Annotated in this window: 18 protein-coding genes; 9 read left to right on the plus strand and 9 right to left on the minus strand. The window is 61.6% G+C overall.

Annotation, left to right across the window (positions count from 1 at the left end; genetic code table 11):
- Positions 1-216 precede the first annotated feature (216 nt).
- Complete coding sequence (locus E9229_RS15910) at positions 217-372, plus strand: hypothetical protein (protein ID WP_183512609.1); 156 nt, start codon at positions 217-219, stop codon at positions 370-372.
- A gap of 1538 nt (positions 373-1910) precedes the next feature.
- On the opposite strand, the gene E9229_RS15915 is transcribed toward E9229_RS15910, so the two are convergent.
- Complete coding sequence (locus E9229_RS15915; protein WP_183512610.1) at positions 1911-2690, minus strand: type 1 glutamine amidotransferase domain-containing protein; 780 nt, start codon at positions 2688-2690, stop codon at positions 1911-1913.
- A 109-nt stretch (positions 2691-2799) separates the two neighbouring features.
- Here E9229_RS15915 and E9229_RS19735 point away from each other — a divergent pair, with 109 nt between their 5' ends.
- Positions 2800-3207: a 2Fe-2S iron-sulfur cluster-binding protein gene (locus tag E9229_RS19735; protein WP_183512611.1), complete on the plus strand. Its 408-nt coding sequence runs from the start codon at positions 2800-2802 to the stop codon at positions 3205-3207.
- Between the two features lie 60 nt (positions 3208-3267).
- Here the strand turns inward: E9229_RS19735 and E9229_RS15925 are convergent, their stop codons facing one another.
- From E9229_RS15925 to E9229_RS15935, 3 genes are all read right to left on the minus strand, one after another.
- Positions 3268-3558 carry a hypothetical protein gene (locus tag E9229_RS15925; protein WP_183512613.1) on the minus strand — a complete coding sequence of 97 codons (291 nt, stop codon included), beginning with the start codon at positions 3556-3558 and terminating at the stop codon, positions 3268-3270.
- A gap of 644 nt (positions 3559-4202) precedes the next feature.
- Positions 4203-4364, minus strand: a complete 162-nt coding sequence (locus E9229_RS15930) for a hypothetical protein (protein WP_183512614.1) — start codon at positions 4362-4364, stop codon at positions 4203-4205.
- A gap of 935 nt (positions 4365-5299) precedes the next feature.
- Positions 5300-6229, minus strand: a complete 930-nt coding sequence (locus E9229_RS15935) for a LysR family transcriptional regulator (RefSeq protein ID WP_183512615.1) — start codon at positions 6227-6229, stop codon at positions 5300-5302.
- Positions 6230-6319: 90 nt separating this feature from the next.
- Here E9229_RS15935 and E9229_RS15940 point away from each other — a divergent pair, with 90 nt between their 5' ends.
- On the plus strand, positions 6320-8047 hold the full coding sequence (locus E9229_RS15940; RefSeq protein WP_246380821.1) for an FAD-binding protein: 1728 nt from the start codon (positions 6320-6322) through the stop codon (positions 8045-8047).
- A gap of 130 nt (positions 8048-8177) precedes the next feature.
- Here the strand turns inward: E9229_RS15940 and E9229_RS15945 are convergent, their stop codons facing one another.
- Complete coding sequence (locus E9229_RS15945; RefSeq protein ID WP_183512618.1) at positions 8178-9176, minus strand: alpha/beta hydrolase; 999 nt, start codon at positions 9174-9176, stop codon at positions 8178-8180.
- A 336-nt stretch (positions 9177-9512) separates the two neighbouring features.
- Here E9229_RS15945 and E9229_RS20120 point away from each other — a divergent pair, with 336 nt between their 5' ends.
- The gene (locus E9229_RS20120) at positions 9513-9677 is read left to right on the plus strand and encodes a helix-turn-helix domain-containing protein (protein WP_407671392.1); all 165 of its coding nucleotides are present in this window, start codon (positions 9513-9515) and stop codon (positions 9675-9677) included.
- 264 nt (positions 9678-9941) lie between these two features.
- On the opposite strand, the gene E9229_RS15955 is transcribed toward E9229_RS20120, so the two are convergent.
- Positions 9942-10952: an NADP-dependent oxidoreductase gene (locus E9229_RS15955; RefSeq protein WP_183512620.1), complete on the minus strand. Its 1011-nt coding sequence runs from the start codon at positions 10950-10952 to the stop codon at positions 9942-9944.
- A 515-nt stretch (positions 10953-11467) separates the two neighbouring features.
- Here E9229_RS15955 and E9229_RS15960 point away from each other — a divergent pair.
- Both E9229_RS15960 and E9229_RS15965 read left to right on the plus strand, forming a co-directional pair.
- Positions 11468-12073: a TetR/AcrR family transcriptional regulator gene (locus E9229_RS15960; protein WP_183512621.1), complete on the plus strand. Its 606-nt coding sequence runs from the start codon at positions 11468-11470 to the stop codon at positions 12071-12073.
- A gap of 442 nt (positions 12074-12515) precedes the next feature.
- Positions 12516-14390 carry an alkyl/aryl-sulfatase gene (locus tag E9229_RS15965; RefSeq protein ID WP_183512622.1) on the plus strand — a complete coding sequence of 625 codons (1875 nt, stop codon included), beginning with the start codon at positions 12516-12518 and terminating at the stop codon, positions 14388-14390.
- A 30-nt stretch (positions 14391-14420) separates the two neighbouring features.
- On the opposite strand, the gene E9229_RS15970 is transcribed toward E9229_RS15965, so the two are convergent.
- Positions 14421-15335, minus strand: coding sequence for a LysR family transcriptional regulator (locus E9229_RS15970; RefSeq protein WP_183512624.1), 915 nt, complete (start codon positions 15333-15335; stop codon positions 14421-14423).
- 106 nt (positions 15336-15441) lie between these two features.
- On the opposite strand from E9229_RS15970, the gene E9229_RS15975 reads away from it, so the two are divergent.
- Both E9229_RS15975 and E9229_RS15980 read left to right on the plus strand, forming a co-directional pair.
- A complete protein-coding gene (locus tag E9229_RS15975; protein ID WP_246380822.1) occupies positions 15442-16722 on the plus strand; it encodes a cytochrome P450 in 1281 nt (426 codons plus the stop codon).
- Between the two features lie 77 nt (positions 16723-16799).
- Positions 16800-17201 carry a helix-turn-helix transcriptional regulator gene (locus E9229_RS15980; protein ID WP_183512626.1) on the plus strand — a complete coding sequence of 134 codons (402 nt, stop codon included), beginning with the start codon at positions 16800-16802 and terminating at the stop codon, positions 17199-17201.
- 366 nt (positions 17202-17567) lie between these two features.
- Here E9229_RS15980 and E9229_RS15985 read toward each other — a convergent pair whose 3' ends face one another.
- Positions 17568-18092 (minus strand): hypothetical protein, encoded by a 525-nt coding sequence (locus tag E9229_RS15985; protein WP_183512627.1) that lies wholly within the window; start codon positions 18090-18092, stop codon positions 17568-17570.
- A 610-nt stretch (positions 18093-18702) separates the two neighbouring features.
- On the opposite strand from E9229_RS15985, the gene E9229_RS15990 reads away from it, so the two are divergent.
- A complete protein-coding gene (locus tag E9229_RS15990) occupies positions 18703-19110 on the plus strand; it encodes a VOC family protein (protein ID WP_183512628.1) in 408 nt (135 codons plus the stop codon).
- 83 nt (positions 19111-19193) lie between these two features.
- Here the strand turns inward: E9229_RS15990 and E9229_RS15995 are convergent, their stop codons facing one another.
- Entirely contained in the window at positions 19194-21053 is a 1860-nt protein-coding gene (locus tag E9229_RS15995) for an SH3 domain-containing protein (RefSeq protein ID WP_183512629.1), read from the minus strand.
- Positions 21054-21076 lie beyond the last annotated feature (23 nt).

Genomic DNA, 21076 nt, shown 5'->3' on the forward strand with positions numbered 1-21076 from the left:
AAACACGCGGGCATGAAGGTCGGCACTTCAACGTCATTGCCGCCGTGCCGCACATGATCCATGCGGTACGCACAGCGGCCCCGGACGTGGATTCGTCCTTATCGCAGCACTGTATGCCTAGGGGTGCACACAAGGTCAGAGCCGTTTTTGGGGGGTCCATGGCGCCGATTCCAGGCACTTCTTGCTCTCAACGGTACCGGCCAGTAGATTAAAACAATGGGAATCGTCATAGCACTTATCGTGGTCGGAATCGTACTTCTCGTGCTCGGCATTGCAGTGAAGGCTGCGGTGTTCCTCCTGTGGATCGGCATCATCCTCTTGGTTGTGGGCGCCGTCATGGGCGTCATGCGACGAGTGCACAACAAAGTGTAGCTTCAGGAGCAGTAGCACTTTGTTCTCACCGTTATCCCACCCTGCACCTGCCGGGGTGGGATTACGTCGCCTACAACGAACTCGTTCGCCTCTCGAGGGCCGACCTATCGGATCGTGTCAGTTTGGAGCCCGTGAAAAGGGTTTCCGCCGGGCTGGGAACGGATCGACCGACCGTCGAGGGAAAGAGGGTGCTCTTCGACGCGTATTGCGGTTCGAAGAAGGTCCACCAAATCAAGGTCGACCATGTAGCCGATACGCTGCGCGTCACCCAGGCACGATGCGGATCCATGGGCGGCAGATCCACCCGCGACCTCGTGGATTTGGTGATCTTCGCTCGCACCCAGGATATCGACGGGACGACCCTGAAGAACGCGATTGCCTCGGAATGGTCCATGCGACGCCTGGAAGGTATTTCATCAGGTAGTAGACGGGCTGCGAGTAGTTACGGCCCGCTTCCAGGACCACCTTGGTCACCCGCTCCGCTTTCAGGTAGTCGATCAATTTAAGGATTTGACTGATGGTCGTCCAGAACGTTCTCACGTCCGTGGTGAAGGATCCTTTGCGTTTCCCGGGGTGCCTGACTGCCACCTTCATGTCGTGACCGGAAACGTCCATCCTTGTGGCGCGTTCATGGATGATCGCCATGGTCCTCGTCCTTCCTTTTCGCGCCCTTCATATGAAGTTGGTCGTGAAGGCGGGACAGTCCTGTCTTGCCGCGGACTTGTCCACCCGGCCTAGTGGGGCCAGCGCTGGCTCGCACGGCGGCCTGATGAAAGGTTGTCCATCTGGAGGATTCCTGCGGATGTGACTACATATCAGAGATATGCCTCGGCTCGCCCTCTGGCTGGCCAACCAGAACCCTATTTTGGAAAGGAAGGAAAACTGCGGCCATGACCGAAGTCCGGGAGTACCTTACGAGCATCGCCGGGGTGGACACCCCCGCCCGCGCCAGCACCTACGCCATCGGCGGTGGCGGCCAGCGGCCAGATCGCGGATACCGCAAGGTTTCCCACCAGCCCGCCGGGTCTCCAACGGTCCATCGCCTAGATCGACCGGCGCAGCGAAACCGGCAAGACCCTGGTGGCCATCGAAGGCACCAATTCCTAGGCTCCGGGCTCAGCCGTGTCCTGCGTGCCACCGAACTGGACCTATGCGAGGCGGGCCCCCGAGGCGGGCCCCCGAGCCGGGCCCCGCGTGCCGCCAGCGGAAGATCCGACATTGACGCCTTGGCGGCAGCAAGCACGATACGCGGAGGCCAGGAAGGCCCTGCGAATCCTGCCCAACGCCAGGAACGCCATGGTGCGGCAAGACACTGCCGACCGGTTGATGTTTACCTCGCTGCTACGGACCTTGGATCTGGGCCCTTTATGCGATCGCCCGATCCCGACTGGTCTACGACCCCACCAGCATCTCTTAGGTCGTACGGCGAACCGCCGGAGGAAATTCTGGAAAAGTATGCTCGCGAAGTCCCTCCGGCCTGATCCCTGGCGATGGCCGCCCCGGAGTCGGAGTGGCCATCGCTTTCCCTCTGTTGGGTGTCAGTGCCCCGCGTCTGCGGCAGCCGCCTTCTTGGCCACTTTCTCTGCGTCCTTTTCCGCACGCAGGACTTCGGCATCGTGTTGTTCTTCAGCCTTTTCGTGGTGGATGATCTCAGCCAAGAGCTTTTCCATTTCCTTGGCTACACCGGCCGCTGACGCCGGGTTTTGACCCGTCACCAGACGGTCGTCGACAACGACGTTCTCCTCGAAGACGGCGGCCGCCACATGTGTTGCGCCCTGTTTCTCGAGCCGATCCGCCAGGAAGAACGGGATGGCCTTTTCCTTTCCCGCTGCAACCTCCTCGTCGTTGGTGAAGGCAGCCACCCTCCGGCCTTCGACGAGTCGGAACCCATTTGCCAATTCCACGTTCACCAGGCCCGCCGGTCCATGGCAGACCGCGCCGACTACACCTCCGGCGTCATATACGCTCGAGACTAGGTTCTGAAGCCCTTCGCTATCGGGGAAATCCCACATGGTTCCGTGACCCCCCACAAGGAAGACCGCGTCGTACTGACCGGGATCAACCACGTCGACCCGGGCCGTGTTATAGAGTCCGGCGCGCGTTGTCTCATCATGGGTAAATGCAACCTGAATGGGATCGTCCGGGTCGGTCCCGTCACTTGGAGGCTGACCGCCTTTAATGGATGCGAAGTCGACGAAATGACCAGAATCCTTGAAGACCTTCCAAGGATGTGCTGCCTCGGCCACGTTGTAGCCTGTCTTTTCTTCGGTGTCACCGATCGTTGAAACGCTGGTTAGTACCATGAGGATTTTCTTCATGAAATGCTCCTTTCGTCCAAAACCCACCCTAGGCGAGTGTCGATGCGCCTGCCAGCCCCTTTCAATGAGCTCACACCTGGTCATCAGGTCATCTTCTGGCAGCCTTTGAGTGGAAGCCCCCCATGAGGTGGCGGGGCAATTCCCGCTGCTGGACTTCATTTCCGCGCTGACCAGTGCGTGGGACGACCAGAAGCGTTTCCACTTCGAGCGTTTCGTCGCCGATCCCGCCGCCACGGCACCGGCTGCCGGGGACCATGAGTTCACCGTCGAGACCACCGAGGGCATCGAGGTCCAGGTGCCGGTGGGCACCAGCATCCTGGACGCGCTGGCCGGTGCCGGGGTGCCGGTGCTGAACTCCTGCCGCGAGGGCATCTGCGGTACCTGTGAGACCACGGTGGTCTCCGGGGAGATCGACCACCGTGATTCGCTGCTCTCGGAGGAGGAGCGCGAGGCGGGGGAGACCATGATGATCTGCGTGTCCCGGTGCAAGGGCCTGCGCATGATCCTGGACCTCTAGCGGACGTCGGGTTGAATGATGGCAGTAGGGGAAAACAGGGGATTTGCGCCGCACTGCGCATCAGGGGACAACGAACCAGCGCAGTACGACGGCCGCGGCGAAGACCGTGGCCGAAAGCCTGAGGATAGAAAATGAGGCTCGCAGGGGGTGGAGTTCCTGGAAAAGCACGAAGACGACCAAGGCGAGCACCAAGCGGCCGCAGCCCTTGCGCAAGGCCGCTCCTGGAATACGTCCGGCGAGGTGGGAACCGATCGAGGAATAAAGGATGGCGACGACGGCAACCGCGACGCCCAGCACCCAGTCGAGGGTTACTGCGCTGAGGTAGCAGCCATGCCTGGGGAAGGATTTCATGGCGATGATGACCAGCGAGGGACATGGACAGTCGGGCGAGCAAGATAAGTGCGGAGCGCGGAGGAAGCCGGCGTCGGCTAGACCCTTCACGAGACCGACTATGAGACCTTGGATAAGGACTTTGACAAGTTGCACGTCTCCGTCGGGGGGGCCATGGCGGTGAGGTCCTTGTCGTGCCAGAAAGGCGGTCGGCGGGCGAATCGGGCCGCTGGCGGCGTTTTCGCTATGTGAGTGCCAATGCGGTGCGCTGCCAGGGCATATGCAGCTTGCCATGGTGTCTGCGGCGAGGCCAGAAGCGGTGAGTGCGTCCCTAACGCGGGCATTGCGGGCGCGATCCGTCTCGTCGATGCGGGCGTCCAGATCGCCAGTGGGGATATGGATGGAGTGGGTGATCAGGCCCTCGGCGTCTTCGAAGTCTTCGGGGCAATGGGGAACTGCTCATGGGTGCGGCATTGAGTGGCATCGGTGATGGTAATTTCTGGAACGGGTATTCATTAGTATGTGTATTCGTGGAGGAGGGTTCCCGGCCCCGATACAGGCGTCAGGGCCGGGAACCCGGGAGGGAAAACGTTTGGGCGCTAGAACTTCTTGGACGAAAGCCGGGAGATGACCAATACGTGGGTCGGTTCGTTGCCGATCTTGTTTCAGGGCATTACCGACTGGGCCTTGCCCGTGGCACGGATGTTGGTGGTCGCCGAGAAGGGCAGCGCCGCGTTGAGCACACCGGTGACGATGCGGACCTGCGGTAAAAACAACCTGCCTACGGCCAGGCCCGCAAGGACCAGGGAACCGGCCGCCATGCGCATCTGGCGTTCCAGGGCCGAGCGCTTGGAAACCTCAACTGTTTGGCCGCCAACCTGCTGATATGCCGGGACGTCTCCGGTGAGCGCCAGTGAACGGGAGAAGCCAACGCGGTTCAGGTTGGGACGGCGGCGCGGACATCGGATTGGTAAGCCAGCGCCACTTTGGTTTCGGGTTTCGAGGCGAGTTCCTCGGTGTGTTCGGTCAGCAACGGCATGGGTACGTTGTATGAGCCCTTGATGCGCAGGGATTCGAATTCCGCTTTCCAACTTCCGTGGGTAATACGCCTAGCCAGCGGTCTGAATGAAGTCTGTAACGGTCTTTGCTTGGCTTGAGAGATTGCAGCGTGGGGCGGGCCATGCTCGCCGCGGCCAAGGACATCGAGCTACTTGAGCCCGGAGCTCTCGGCGGAATATTCCGAAGGAGCCGCGGCACCGACCGCACACAGACCAACTTTCTTGCCAGAGAATTGGCGTCAAGGGGCCAAGGGGCCAAGGGGATCGAACCGTGGCTGCGCTATCTCTACGTGCCAAGGTCCCTGAGCGCTCCAACGCCCCGGTGTCACTTCCCGATTTCGGCTTCGGTCGTGTGCTCGTGTTTATCCATCCCCCCAACACGGTCGACTTGCTGGCGGGTGTTTGGAGACGAGTCTGATGCGGCAATGCCCAAGGTGGTCGATAGTCATCGGTAAGAAAGAATAGGCCAAGACGGGAAGGAGGGCTGTTGCCCGGTTCGTTAGCCCTGATGGAATGGAATCGGTGTGCGCATGTGGCAGCGAACTCCAGTCACCATCGGTGACGGGCTAGGTGCGGAAGCGACTGGGAGGCGGCTGGAGGCAGTAATTACTAGGAGTGACCCCAGCCCACGATATGGTGATTCTGCCCGCGATCGGAAGGATTGGTTGCGGCGAGGCGAGGAAGTTTGGACATCGGTTACCCGGTTACCCGAGGGATGCGATGCCCAGCCCGTGCGAGGCAAAGACCGTCGACGTGCTGACAATGAGTTCCTGCATGGCGGTCGCCGCTTTGGTCAGGCGGACGTCCTTGCGGTGAGCCAGACCGAGTGTACGGGTCAGGTGCGGGTCGGACAATGGAATCGAGCGGAGCCCGGGCCTGTCAAAAAGCACCATGGCTGGAACAACTGCAACGCCCAACCCCCGTTCGACCAGCCGCAGCACGGCATCCATTTCTGCGCCTTCAAGCACCACTTGCGGCGTGAGCCCCAGTGCTCGGTATGCATTCATGGTCGTGGAACGCAAGTCATAGCTTTTATCGAAAACTATTTGTGGTATTTGAGCTAGTTCCGTGAGCGTGAGGGTCTGTTTTTTAGCCAAGACCAGATCGGAAGCGGCTCCAATCACCACCAGGTCCTCGAGCAGCAGCGGTGTGGTCTCCAAGCTGCTCATTTTGGCAGTGTCGTGATCGGATGTCACCACGAGTGCCAGATCCAGGTCGCCGCCTGCCAGCTGGTCCAAGAGATCTCGAGACCCCGACTCGCTCAGATGAAGGTCGATTCCCGGATGCTTTTGGTGAAAGCTGCCAAGGACTTCTGGAACCATGCTGATGCAAAGTGTTGGCGGCGCGCCAAGCCGAACTCGTCCTTTGCCCAGTCCGGCCAGTTCCTGCATCTCGTGCCTCACGGTTTCAGCGTCCGCCAGCATTCTCTTGGCCAGCGGAAGCAGTGATTCTCCTGCTGCGGTGAGTGTGATGTTGCCCCGGGCGCGGTGGAAGAGCTCGGCGCCGAGGTCGTGTTCCAGCGTGGATATTTGACGACTCAATGAGGGCTGTGCCAAGTGGAGATGTGAGGCGGCGCGCGTGAAATGGCCAATCCGGGCTACTTCTACGAAACTCCGCAGCTGTTCGAGATTCATACGTCATAGCGTATCCGTATTGAAGTGACGCATATTATTCATTGGACTAATCATGCACATCTTTCTAGCGTGGAAAGTATGGCAACGAACATGGTCAAAGAACAGAAAATCTCCACCTCGGTCCTCGTGATCGGAACCGGCGGTTCTGGGTTGCGTGCAGCTATCGAACTCGCTGAGCAGGGTGTCGACGTTTTGGCAGTGGGCAAGCGTCCGCGTAACGATGCCCACACCTCCCTGGCCGCCGGCGGCATTAATGCCGCTCTCGGCACTATGGATGAGGAAGACAGCTGGCAACAACACGCGGCGGACACCATCAAGGAAAGCTACTACCTCGCCAACCCGAACACCGTGGAAATCGTGGCCCGTGGCGCCGCCCGTGGCATCGAAGACCTGGAACGCTATGGCATGGGTTTCGCCCGCGAAGAAGACGGACGGATTTCCCAACGCTTCTTCGGCGCCCACAAATTCCGCCGCACAGCGTTCGCCGGTGATTACACAGGCCTGGAAATCCAGCGAACTCTGGTCCGCCGCAGCGAACAGCTTGATATCCCCATCATGGATTCCGTGTACATCACTCGCCTGCTGGTCAGGGACAATCAGGTTTTCGGCGCCTATGGCTTCGACATCAATACCGGCACCCGTTACCTCATTCACGCCGACGCCGTGATCCTTGCGGCGGGCGGCCACAATCGCATCTGGCGCCGGACCTCTTCGCGCCGAGACGAAAATACCGGCGATTCGTTCCGGCTGGCCGTTGATGCCGGAGCCCGCCTGCGCGATCCTGAACTCGTGCAATTCCACCCATCAGGCATCATCGAGCCGGAAAGCGCTGCGGGTACCCTGATTTCGGAGGCTGCCCGCGGGGAAGGCGGAGTGCTGCGCAACGCGTTGGGGGAACGCTTCATGGAACGCTACGACCCGATCCGTAAGGAGCTATCCACCCGTGACAGGGTGGCCTTGGCCGCCTACACCGAAATCAAAGAAGGCCGCGGCACCACCAATGGTGGGGTGTGGCTGGACGTCTCACACCTGCCGCGTGAAACGATCATGGATCGTCTTCCGAGGGTCTACCAGACCATGTTGGAAGTGCAGATGCTGGACATCACCCGCGACCCAATCGAGATCGCTCCAACTGCCCACTATTCGATGGGTGGAGTTTGGGTGAAACCAGAGGATCACAGCACCGATGTGGACGGCCTCTATGCAATCGGCGAGGCATCCAGCGGCCTGCACGGAGCCAACCGCTTGGGTGGAAACTCTTTGATCGAGCTCCTGGTCTTTGGGCGTATCGTTGGCCGGGCAGCCGCTGACTACTCGGCTTCCTTGTGTGCCCAGCCACGCTCGGTCGAGGCCATTGCGCAGGCCCGTTCTGAAATCGATGGGTTGCTGGCTGCCGATGGTCAAGAGAACGTGCGCGCACTGCAACGGGCGATCCGCGACATGATGACCGAACACGCCGGAGTGGTGCGCGATGAGGCAGGGCTGAAAATGGGCCTGGCCAAGCTGCATGATATCGAAGAGCGCATGGCATCCATCGGTATCCACCCGGATATCGCCGGGTACCAGGACCTGGCCCACGCTTTCGATTTGATGGGTTCCGCTTTGGCCGCTCGGGCCACGCTGGAAGCAGCCATTGAACGCCGAGAAACCCGTGGTTGCCACAACCGCAGCGACTATCCGGAGCTGGATCCGGCCCTGCAGGTCAACCTCGTGTGGTCGCCGGTAACAGGAATCGTTCGCGAGCTGATCCCTGCCGTTCCAGCGGAAATCCAGAAACTCATCCAGGAAGTTTCAACCGTGGGAAAGCTCGTCGAATAGACAGGTAACCCCGATGCGGGAATCAGTCAGATTGGACTGGTTCCCGCATCTTCGCATCGGGAATGGTCGACTCGTTTGATGGAAGTCGGCGGGCGGCTGTCCTGATGGCCGCACTGCCCGGGGCACGTCCCTATTTGCCGATCGAGTCCACAAAGGCAAGGCTTGCTCGCGAGATCGCGGTTCGGGCGGCATCGGGACTGATTGTCGGTGTGCCGTCACCAGCCTGAGGGCCGTAATCGCCGAAGTTTGCGTGCGATGCGCCATCAATCACCGTGAAGATGGCGCTCGGTGGCAGATTGGGTCTTGAAGCGTTGATTTTCTCCGGTGTTGCCAAGAGATCATTTGAACCGGAGATCGAGAGTGCCGGGATGGTCAGCTCACTCATGTTGGATGCGGGATAGGAAGCAAAGAACAGGATACCGACTGCGGCATCACTTGATGCCGTTGAGAAAGTTTGAGCATCTATGGCGGAAACCACGCCACCGAGGGAATGGCCGCCGACCACCCAGCTATCCACCGGTGGATGTCCGGCGCGTGCCGAGGCAAATGCGCCGGTGGCCAGAAAGGCAATGCCGAAGGGCTGCTTCGGAATGATGACCGTATGTCCATTTTCGGCCAGTGGCCTCAGTACCGCGGCGTAGGCCCGCGCGTCGACGAGGGCGCCGGGCTGGAAGAATAGTCCAACCTCGCTTTGCGTGCCCAGTGGTGTCATGACGATTTGATCCGCAGTCTCCGTGACGCTGACGGAGCCATCCGAGTTCATGGCAGCCAAGGCCGGCTCAACAGCACCGTAGGGTATAAGCCACACGACTGCGGCAAATACGACGGTCGAGGCCACCACGCCGATGCCCCTGAGAATTTTGAATTTACGGTGGACGGCAGTGGGGTGGAGCCAGGAACGAAGCCCAATCACGGCGCAGATGACGAAAACGGAACCGAGCAGAATCGCATAGGCAGGATGCCCATGTAGGAGCATGCTTCCCGTGGCAATGGCCGCCCAGGCGCAGGCAAGAACACCCAGTGAAGACACGATGCGAGTTGCCCAGAAGAAAACCACGTCGATGCGGGTGACGGACGAATCGCGGCTGTGCTCACGGCCCTCGCGGGGAAGGGATGATGGGCCTGTCATGGTGCTCCCAACTGATGGCAAATGATGTGAGGGTTATCTGGATTGATCCCCATCAAAACTCTACGCGGCAGGTGGTTCAAATCCAGGTGCTGCCTCTGCCCAAGTCCGTAGGGACTTCGAGCATCTGCAATTCGGCCTGAGCTCAGGGCTTCTCCTATGTCACCTGTACACGTATTCCGAGGGGTTTCGTGAATCAAAGATACATGCAACGTCTTCTTCTGCCTTCGACGAAGTCGCTTCCAGGGTCGACTCTAGGCCGATGGATGCGTACACATTGGGCTCGTTCGCCGAAGTAGCGGGAGTCGGTGCTCTCAGACTGCAGTATTCCTTTCAAAAATACTTCTCGATGGCACCTATCAAGAACTCTCGACAATCCGGCGGTCAGTGGCCCACGTTGCCTTCAGTTACGGGTTCTCGGATCTCGGCAGGTTTGCACAGGCCTACTGCAAGCGATTCGGAGAACCGCCGTCGAAAACCCTGTCGCAGGTTGCAAGGAACTGAGGTGGAAGGATCTTGGCCCCACTCATGCTTGATGCCTCCTTGCCCAGGAAGCGGCGCCGGCATTGCTGGTGTTCCGGCGGCCCGACACGGAGATGGCGACGACGGTTCCCTGGCATTCATGAGTACCCGGTCGCTGGGCTTCCCGGTCTCGTGAGAAACGGAACTGCATAGCAGGGGCTAAGAAAAGCGGGAGGCCGTTTCCACACTCGACTGAGTGCAGACGGGTATGGAGGAGGCCTCCCACTTTTTGGATGAAGCAGCTGCCTACAGTTTGACGACCATCTTTCCGGTGTTTGCTCCGCGCATCAGGTCAAGGAGCGCCTGAACAGAGTTCTTCAGGCCTTCGACAACGGTTTCGTCGAAGACGATCTTCCCCTGGGCGACCCATGCGGTCATGTCGGCTATGAATGCCGGGTAGTGTTCGGCGTAGTTCCCGACGGTGAACCCCTTCAAGTTCAGCCCCCGGGTGACCATGTTGCTCATGTTGCGCGGTCCGAGCGCAGCCTCAGTCAAGTTGTAGACCGAGATCGCCCCACACAATGCGCCACGGCCGCCGGGGTTGAAGGCATCGAGGGCTGCTTCAAGATGTTCGCCGCCGACGTTGTCGAAGTACACGTCAATGCCACTCGGCGCCGCGTCGTGCAGTTGCCCGCGGACTGGCCCATCCTTGTAGTTGAACGCGGCGTCGTAGCCGTACTTTTGGGTCAGCCGGTCGACCTTTTCCGCGCTGCCCGCGGAACCGATGACGCGTTTGGCTCCCTTGAGTCGCGCAATCTGTCCGGCGGCGCTTCCCACCGCACCGGCTGCGCCGGAAATGAAGACAGTTTCTCCGCTCTTGAGTCCAGCGATTTCGAGCAATCCCACGTAAGCGGTGAAGCCGGTCATGCCCAGTATGCCCAGGTGGACCGACAATGGCAGGCCTTCAATTTCACGGACCACGCGGAAGTTGCTTGCTGGGGCCTGGGCAATATCGCGCCAGCCGAGCTGATGAAGCACCGGGTCGCCAACATTGAAGCCCTCGGCGCGAGATTCGATCACGCGTCCCACTGCGCCCGCGGTCATGACTTCGTTCAGGGCATAGGGGGCAGCATAGGACTTGGCCTCATTCATGCGTCCACGCATGTAGGGGTCAACGGAGGTGAACTCGTTGGCGACGCGGATTTCGCCATCGGCAAGATCTGCCAGTTCCACAGCAACGGTGGAGAAATTCGAGTGCTCCGGCCAGCCCGTGGGGCGGCTGACCAAGTGGATCTGGGTGCTTGTGGAAGTGGACATGTTTTCATGCTCCGTTTCGGTTGGAATCTGTGGGGAGTTATCGGGCAATCGCAATGAGGTCGAAAGTAGCGGACAGGGCAGGTCGCTTGGCCGAAGGAGCCCGGCGCGCTCAAGCTGGGGGCGAGGAAAAGGAACGCCTGCCAGCCCGGAGGCTAGCCTCGAGCCGGTGCCGGCAATGATCAATGTCGCTCCGGTGGTCGTGGGGATGACGTTGAATATCATCATGCCCGCACCAGTGATGACGGCGAGGAGCGGGGCGTGGAAGCCCCCGTTCTAGACCGCCGGAGTGTTTGGCTTGGCCTTGGCATCCGCGCTGGTTCCGAATGCCGCACGGTTGGAAGGGGGCTCCCTGCAAGGGAAATCGAACGCGAAAGTATTCACGTGGATTGCCGCGGCTAGGCTGGCGAAAAAAATGCTTGTCAGCAGCATCCGATATTCCCAAGTGGTCGAAAGCGATTGTGTAACGTCCGTTCCAATATATACTGGAACGGACGTTACACAAAATAGGGGAAAGCATGGCCAGAACGCAAGAGTTTGACACCGGCAAGGCGCTCAGCGATGCGCGTAACGTCTTTTGGGACAAGGGATTTGATGCCACCTCGATAGCGGACCTGGAGACGGCCACGGGATTGGGGCGTTCAAGCATTTACCATGGCTTTGGTTCCAAGCGTGGACTTTTTGACGCGGTGATCCAGGATTACATGGACACTGTTCTGCGGCCTCGTCTGGAGCTGTTGCGCAACCCCGGGGTACCTTCAAGCGGGATTTCGACCTACTTGGATTCGTTGTCCGCCGCTTTGCAGAAGGCCTCGGACGCGGGCTCGAATCGAGGGTGCCTGTTGCTGAACACCACCGCGGGCATGGCCGGACGGGATGAGGCAATGAGGATCCTGATTGAGGGGTACCAGAACGAACTACGGGACGGTGTCGCCGGTGCCCTGCGTGCGAGCGACCCTGGGCAAACTGAGACGCTGGTGCTTGGCCGGGCTCGAACCATCGCCGGGTTGACCATGGGTGCGTTGCTGATGGCTCGTCTTAACCCTACTGAGGCGGTGGCCATGCTTGATGCGGCGAGCGATCAAGTGAGCGAATGGTTTCCCGCGACCGTCTTGATTCGCTAGGTGGTTGGCCAGGCTGATGCCGGCTGCGGTGTCCCCAGTTCCCGTTTCGTTGATTCGGGGCAGCCAAGCAGGTGTATCCGGCCGGAGGGGAGATCGGTCGAGGGTGAAAAGCTGAATGAAGTCGGGATAAGTGTGCAGGGACTCCTTGATGTCCGGGGGTCTACGCCGACGATCCTATAGCCCATCTCGCTACATTTTGTGCACCCCTGCGTGCTCGGGATGTTCTCGGACGCATGCCGAGCGTTCGCGATCCCGTGTGCTTGTCCATATTCGTCATGCCGCGGGTATGTGTCCATCGAGGCCAGGTGCTGCATTCCAGCGTGACATGAAGATTCCGGAATCGGGCACGGAGATCCCTGACGGCCCGGAAACCACCTTGTGCGGCCCCGAAACCTGTTGTAGCCCAGTACCATATTTGTGGCGACGGGCAAGGGGATCAGTCATGGGCGCTAAGAAGCCGGCCAGTGAATCGGTGATCAAGGCGAATGCGGCATTGCGGGAAACGCTGCCATTCTCCGACGCCGACGATTTTCGGGACGCGGATCGCGGTTTCCTAGGTGCCCTTGATCCCGGGATCGTCCACTCCGCCGATGGATCCGTAGTGTGGGATAGCGGCACCTATGGGTTCATTTCCGGCGAGGCACCAGCGACCGTGAATCCCAGCTTGTGGCGGCAGTCTAGCCTGGTTGCCCGGCAGGGGCTCTATGAGGTGGTCGAGGGTATCTACCAGGTGCGGGGTATGGACCTGTCGAACATCTCCTTCATCGAGGGGCAGGAGGGGGTCATCGTGATTGACCCGCTGATCTCCACCGAGACGGCAGCAGCGGCACTAGGCCTCTACCGCAGTCACCGCGGCAACCGGCCTGTAGTGGCCGTCATCTATACCCATAGCCACGTCGACCATTTTGGAGGGGTATTTGGCGTCGCCTCGCATGCGGACGTCGATTCCGGACGCATCCAGGTCATCGCCCCGGAGGGATTCGTCGAGCATGCCGTGGCAGAAAACGTATACGCGGGCACAGCGATGGGCAGGCGCGCCGGCTATATGTACGGAGCCGCGCTCGAACGTGGTCCGCAGGGAACTGTTGGTGCAGGCCTGGGACAGGCGACGTCGACCGGCGAGGTGGGGCTGATCGTCCCCACGCTGGACATCAGCACCATGGGCGAGGTGCACATCATCGACGGAGTTGAGATCGAGTTCCAGATGGCGCCCGGCTCGGAGGCCCCGGCCGAGATGCACTTCTACTTTCCCGGGTTCAGGGCGCTATGCATGGCGGAAAACGCGACACACACTCAGCACAACTTGCTCACCCTGCGAGGTGCATTGGTGCGGGATCCCCGGATCTGGTCGGGTTACCTGACCGAGGCGATCGAGGCCTTTGGGCAGCGGGCCGACGTGGCCTTCGCCTCCCACCATTGGCCGGCCTGGGGTATCGAGCGCATCGCCGGGTTCTTGGCCACCCAGCGCGATCTCTACAGCTACCTGCATGGCCAGACCCTGCGGCTGCTGAACCAGGGGTTCAGCGGCGCGGAGATCGCCGAGATGATCCAGTTGCCCTCGGCCCTGGAGGAAGCGTGGAATGCCCGCGGCTACTACGGTTCGGTCAGCCACAACGTCAAGGCCATCTACCAGCGCTACATGGGTTGGTTCGACGGCAACCCGGCCCGGCTGTGGCAGCACACTCCGACCGAGGCGGCGATGCGCTACGTGCGGGCCATGGGTGGCATCGAGAACGTCGTCGAACTGGCCCAGGGCGCGTTCGATTCAGGTGACTTCCGCTGGGCGGCCACGCTGCTGGATCATGCCGTGTTCGCCGAGGACAGCCACGCGGGGGCCCGTGAACTGCAGGCCGACAAGCTCGAGCAGCTCGGTTACGGTGCCGAGAACGGCACCTGGCGCAACTTCTTCCTCAGCGGTGCTAGCGAATTGCGCGACGGCAACTTCGGCACACCGACGATACCCGATGCCCCGGCCATCCTCGCGCAACTGAGCGCCGAGCAGTTGCTCGATGTATTGTCCATCTCCGTGAACGGGCCGCGGGCCTGGGAGCTGGAGCTGGTCCTGGACGTGACATTCACCGACCTGGATACCAACTACCGGGTGACACTGCGCAACGGGGTACTGGTCTATGCCAAGCGGCCTGCCACGAGCGACGCGGCAGCCAGTGTCCGGCTGAGTCGGGGCCGGCTGCTGCGGCTGCTGGGGGGAGATGATTCGAGCCCGGGGATCGAGGTGGCAGGTGACTCCACGGTGCTCGACGCCCTGATGGGTGTGCTGGACGCGGGTGACAGGGCTTTCAACATCGTTACCCCGTAGCCGTAGTGGTGCGCACCCGAAGCCGGGGGCTTAGCCCGGATCCACCGCCTCCAGCGTCTGAATAGCGTAGTCGATGACGGCGCGGGCCCGTGCCGTGGGCCGGGTGTCCGCGGGCCAGATTGCCACCACGTTGGTCTGGCCGCTGCGCGGGCGCAGGCGTCGGCTGGCCAGCGGCAGTCCCTCACTGGAAACGGGGATCTGGTTGGGCCGGGACATGATCAGGCTATAGCCCAGGCCGCGGCCGACCATGGCCCGGGCCAGATCGATCTGTGGGACCTTGGCGCCGAGGCGCGGGACCAGTCCGCGCTGATCGAACATCAGCTGGGTGTAGCCGGTGCTCGGTGCCGTATCGAGCAGGATCAGGGGCTCTGGAACGAGATCCGCCAAATCGACATCCGGCTGGGCGGCCAGCGGATCGGATTCGGCGAGCACAGCCATCACCTCCGTTTCATAGATGGTGGTTCGTTCCAGCTCCGGGGGCATCCCGATGTCGTACACGATGGCGGTGTCCAGGGTCCCGTTCTCGAGAGCGGGGAGTAGATCGGCGTGGTCGCCGACGGTGATGCTGATGTCCACCCCGGGATGCAGCCGCCCGATGCCCTCCAAGACAGCGGGAAGCACGTTGCTGGCTAGGCCCGTGTAGCAACCCAGTGCCACCGGGCCGCGCAGTTCCCCGCTGACCTCGGCCAGTTCGTTGGCTAGGACTTCAAGGTCCCTGAGGATCCCGCGGGCCCGCTCGGCGAAGTGCCGGCCGGCTGTGGTGAGGTGCATGCCTCGGGCCTTGCGCCTAATGCACAGTTGTTCGCCCACGGCCGCCTCCAGTCCGGAGATGGCATGGGAAAGTGCAGATTCCGATACGTGCAGTGCCTTGGCCGCCGAGCTGAGCGTCGGATGATCGGGCAGTACGCAGAAGAGTTCCAGCTGGCGGAGGGTGAACCTGCTCATGGCGTATGTCCTATATTTTCGAAGATGTTTGGCAAATATCTGCAGTTTACTGATAGTTGCTTGAGTGTGACACTGATTACCAGAACAAGTGAAATTGGAGACTTTGATGAGCATGTACGCCCCCGGGTGCCCCTTCCCCCATACAACCGAGGAATCGGAGGCGGCTGTCCCGTCCGTGCCCGCCGCACCGGGAGTTCTCCCTGTCGGTGCTCAAGCCCCGGCCATCGACTGGGTGGATCCCGCTGAGCTCATCGCCGATCCCTACGCTGTATACGCCCGGCTGCGCACCGAGGCTCCCATCGCCTGGGTCCCAAACTTGAAGCGATACCTGGTCACCAGCTACTCCGGCTGCCACCAGGTCGAACAGGACCAGGAGACCTTCAGCGCCAACGTCTCCGGCGCCACGATGACCCGTGCCCTCGGCGCCCAGCCGATGCTGCGTAAGGACGATCCCGAGCACGCGCCGGACCGGCTCCCGGTGAATCCGGTGCTGCGGCCCAAGTCCATCAAGGAGTCATGGGCTCCGGCTTTCGCTGCGAACGCCGAGATGTTCCTGGACGTGTTGGAGGACAAGGGCCCGGATGCCGCCGACCTGAACAGCGACTACGCCGCCCCGCTGGCCTCAAAGAATCTTCGTGACCTGCTCGGACTGCGGGACGTGCCGGTGGAGGCGATCCGCCGATGGTCCCACGATTTCATCGCCGGCACCGGCAACGTACTCGATGACCCAGCGATCTGGGCCCGCTGCGACTCATCGCAGGGCGAGGCCGATGCGGTGTTGGCCGAGCTGATCCCGTTCTACCGCGAGCATCCGGACTCTTCCATGATTTCCGCCTGGGCGAACAGTGGCCTGCCGGCCTCCAATGTCGCGGCGAACGTCAAGCTCACCATCTCTGGCGGCATGAACGAGCCGCAGCACATGGTCACCAACATGGTCTGGGCGTTATCCAACCACCCGGAACAGCGTGCTCAGGTCCTGGCAGATCCCTCGTGGTGGCCAGCTGTCTTTGATGAGGCGGTGCGTTGGCGCTCGCCGATCGGCATGTACCCCCGCGAAACGACGGTCGACACGGTGTTGGACGGAGTCCGGATCCCGGCGGGTTCCGGTATCGGCGTCATGGTGGCAGCCGCCAACCACGACGCGGCGCAGTTCGGCGACACCGCCGCCGACTTCGACATTAACCGACCCAAGCGCCCTCACCTGGCTTTCGGCAGCGGCGTGCACCTGTGTGCCGGACACTGGGCGGCGAAGTCGGCCATCGGCCAGATCGCGGTGCCCAAGGCATACGACCGCCTTCCGGGGTTGCGCGTCGATACCCGCCGGGTCGAAAGCTGGGACGGTTGGATCTTCCGCGGCATCACCAGCCTCCCGGTTACCTGGGGCTAAGTGGCATGACCCGGTGCAGCGGCTAGCACCGGGACGGCGCTCCGCAACGCCATCGTCCCGGTGCTAACCTCGAATCCATGCAAGCGCATGAACTCCAAGCCCTGGTGCAGCTGCGCCGGGCCAGGGACCTGATTGACCGGGAGTACGCCAGCCCGCTGGATGTACCCGCGATGGCGACGCAGGCGCTGATGTCTCCGGCGCATTTCTCACGCAGCTTCCGGGCAGCCTACGGCGAGTCGCCCTACGCGTACCTCATGACCCGGCGGATCGAACGCGCCATGGCACTGCTGCGCACCGGGCTAAGCGTCACCGACGCGTGCATGGCGGTAGGCTGTACCTCGCTGGGGTCCTTCAGTAGCAGTTTCACCGAGATCGTCGGTGAAACGCCGAGTTCATACCGTACGCGCAAGCACAGTGCCGTGGAGGCCATGCCCGCCTGCATCGCGCGGATCACCACGCGGCCGATCCGCAGCAGGTAGGGCGTGCGGGGGCCGGTCGGGCTCAGTCAGCCCCTTGCAGTCAGTTCAGTTCGGTGCCCGCCTCGGTGCAGACAGCGGCGCAGATCCGCTGAAGCTCAAGCAGGGGCCGCTTCTGAAAGCGGAATGCATCTTACGGCAAGACATTCGGAATGGAGTGAGGTATTTGATCCACCCCAGATGGCTACATATCCACCAGTCGAAATCGGTCTCGAGTACTGTGTAACATGGGTGCCCCATCGCCGGATAACTCACCGAACATCCTCTATGTACACTTCATGGCCTAGTATTTGCAAAACAGCTGGTCAATAGCTGATTTGTTCGGTGGCAGACGGGTTTGCGGGTGCCGATGCGACGTTTTGAGCGTGCCTATTCGCCTCTGGCGTCGGTGAGAGTGAGTCGCGCTGCTGTGACCATGTAGTACCCGAATGCGCTGGTGATGCAGGCGCTGCCGACGCCGACAACGCCCCAGATTGTGGTCCATTCTGTTTGTGCTGAAGTCAAAAGAAGGCTGGCTACTGCGATCGCGAGCATGACTGATCCGAGATAATAATCGATGGTGCGCCCGAAGAGCCACGGCATGAAGGAGAAGTGCAGGGCGACGATGCGGGCGACGATCGGCAAAATCCATTGTGCTAGGCCAAAGACCGATGGCAAGACGATTGCGGTGACGATCAGTCCACCTTGGACGCTGCTGAGAATGCTCATCCCTTTGTCAATGCGCGCATCGAATGCAGCTTTGACTCGAGGCATCGCAGTGCTTACGGAGATGAGCCGCATGGCTGTGGCAAGGAGGTAGATCAACCAGGCGAGTGCCGCCGCGAAGAAAACGGAACCGGGCAACGGCCATGCAAAGATTGCCCAAATTGCGTAAATGGGCGTGAACCCAGCCATGGGGAAGAGGCCTGAAGCGATACCGCGCAGGATCGTGCCCGGCTATGACTCCGTTGCTGTCGCCATGACTGGCTTTCCTGGTTGGCGGGGGTGTAGCCACGCTGCATGACAGCGGTAATTAGCGATGTTACAGGCCCACCGGGACCACGGCTTGGGAAGGTCGTTCCGCCTTCATGGCGTACGACGTTGGACGAACCTCTCGTACCGGGCCTGCTCTACCAAAATCAAGATCCGTTCTGATGGCGTCTCAAGCGAACGAACGCGACGGAACCGGTGGTAGCGGACCTGCCCAGCTGATCGTCCCCACTCAGGGTTCGGCGTACGGACAGGCTTTGACGAGATCCAACCGCCAAGCTGCAGGGCAGCGGCTACCTGGCTGTACGCATCCTTATCGTACGATTTTTTCCATTTTCAGTAGGCGGCCCCATGCAGGTCCATTACGGAGAGGGTACGCAGCGTTTTCCGGTCCGGTTGGTTGTTCTCCATGCCCCTCCTCCTCCGGAACCCGGGGCCGGGCCATCCGCTTCGTGGGTGCGACCTTCCGTGGCAGTGGGCGGATCGAGCAGAATTGGAGAAGCTCGCTGGGTACGCCGCGACTAGCGTTTGCTACATGAACATTTCAGTGCAGTACTCACACATCACGGTCAACGACACCGATGCCTCCCTGGCCTTCTACCGCGATGCCCTGGGCTTCGACGTGCACAACGACGTGGGATCCGGCGGGCAGCGCTGGGTCACCCTGGGATCCGATGTCCAGCCCGGCCTGGAAATCGTGCTTTCCGAACCGTATGCCGGGCGCTCGCAGTCTGACGGGGACGCCCTGCAGGTGCTGCTGACCAAGGGAGTGCTGCCGCTGATCAACCTGGCCACCGATGACCTGGACGGGCTCTTCGAAAAGGTGCGCGCGGCCGGGGCCGAGGTCTTGCAGGAACCGATCGAGCAGCCGTGGGGTCCGCGCGACTGCGCATTCCGCGACCCGTCGGGCAACACCGTCCGCATTTCCCAGGCAAGGGCCTGATTTCCCCCGATTCCACCATGGCAGACGCCCTCCGGCCCATACGGGGCCGGAGGGCGTCTGTGGTTTCGGTTGGGCAGCCGGGCCTACCGCCCCAGTGTTTCGACGTGGATGTGGTCGTAATGCAACGTGGTGTCGTTCCAGGTACCCAGGTGCTGGCCGTAGCCGCCTTTGGAGTAGGGGACCCAGCCCTTGCGCGAGAGCCAGATCTGATCACGCCAGATCAGGTAGTCGATGCCCAGTTCGGTGCGGTTTTCGAGCAGGTATGCGGCGATCGCGTCGCCGGCCTTGATCCCGGAGGGTTTCTTGTAGTCGCGGATCATCAGGTCAAGGGCGACACCGGCCGAGTGGCCGACCGATCCCTGGCGCACACCGCCGATGCTGTAGACCTCGTAGGGGTAGAGCTGCACGATCAGGTTCTTGACCTTCACCGCGTTCGGCTTGAGCCCCGGGGAAGCGGTGAAGAGGGTTTTGGAGAGGTAGGCCTCGCTGATCCAGCCGGTGCCCGCGGAGGTCTTCACATTCACCCAGCCGTTGACCGACATGATGAACGTGACCTTCTCTCCGGTCTGCACGACGCCGAGCGGGGGTTTCCCGGTAGAGCCGTCGGGGCGCAGGTTCACGTCGGCAGTCGCCCAACGGTACTGGGCATCGGAAGCCGGTGGCGGGGTCGCCGGTTTAGGTACGATCTCCTTGGCCGAGAGGTAGGCCTCGCTGATCCAGCCGGTGGCCTCGGAGGTCTTCACGTTGGCCCAGCCGTTCTCGGAGCCTAGGAAGCCGACCTTCTCGCCCTCTGGTACGACGCCGAGCGACGGATTGTCGGTGGAACCATCGGAGCGCAGGTTCACGTCCGATGTCGTCCACCGGTAGGTTTCCTTCGCCTCCTGCGGGTCCTCTGGCTTTGGATCGGCGGGCACGGCCGCCGTGGCAAGGTAGTCGGAACTCATCCACCCGGTGCCCTGGGAGGTCTTGGCGTTTGACCAGCCGTCGGTGGATTTCACGACGGTGACTTTTTCCCCGCGCGGAACCAGGCCCAGCGGGGCGCCCTTGGTGGAGCTGGTGGGACGCAGGTTCACGTTTGCCGTGGTCCAGCGGTGATTTGGCTTGGCAGTGACTGGCGGCTTGGATGGGGTTGCCACCGGGGGCTTGGCAGTGACTGGCGGCTTGGATGGGGTTGCCACCGGGGGCTTGGCAGTGACTGGCGGCTTGGGCTTGGTTACCACCGGGGGCAGGGGGTCAGGTTTCTTCGTGGCCAGGGTCGAACCCGGTGCCCAGGCCCTTCCCTGTGTCGTGGTGATCAGCTGCCAGCTGCCGGTGTTCTGTAGCCATTCGACCTGCTGGCCCCGCTTGAGTACGTAGAGTTTCTTGGCAGAGGCATTCGGGCTCGAGCGAACAGTCGTGTCGGCCGTGGCCCAGCGGTAGGCCTTGGCGGGCAGCTTCGTGGAGAGCCCGGTGGTCTTGATATACCCGGTGCTGGACCCTGACTTCACCTTCGTCCAGGCGCCGCTGGTTCCCAACCGTGCGACCTTGGTGCGGCGCGCGACGGTTCCGAGGGACTTGCCCTTGTCCGAGGCCGTGGACCTAAGCGTGGCGGTGGCGGTGGCGTAGAGGTATGTGGCCTTCGCCTTGGTTGGGGCGTTCTTGAGGTAGCTGCCGTGAGCCCAGCCGCTCATGCCCTTGTACGTGGTGTAGGACCATGAGCCGCTGGTCCGGGTGATCGTGAGCGATGTGTTCTTTGGGATCGTCACCAACAGTTTTGATGCCGTCGTCGTGGACTTGCGCAGGTTCAAGTTCACCGTGGTGACCTTAGCGAGCTTGACGGTGGCCATCGGGATCGACACGGTGGCCGGGAGCTGGTGTGCCGTGGCTGGGGTGCTTCCTAGCCCGGTTCCCAGGGCCAGGGCGACGATGAGGGCTAGGCTGCTCCCGAGTTTTTTACGCTGCACGATGCGAGGACTCCATTGTTCGG

The organism is Paeniglutamicibacter cryotolerans (assembly GCF_014190875.1).
GTDB classification, from domain to species: Bacteria; Actinomycetota; Actinomycetes; order Actinomycetales; family Micrococcaceae; genus Paeniglutamicibacter; species Paeniglutamicibacter cryotolerans.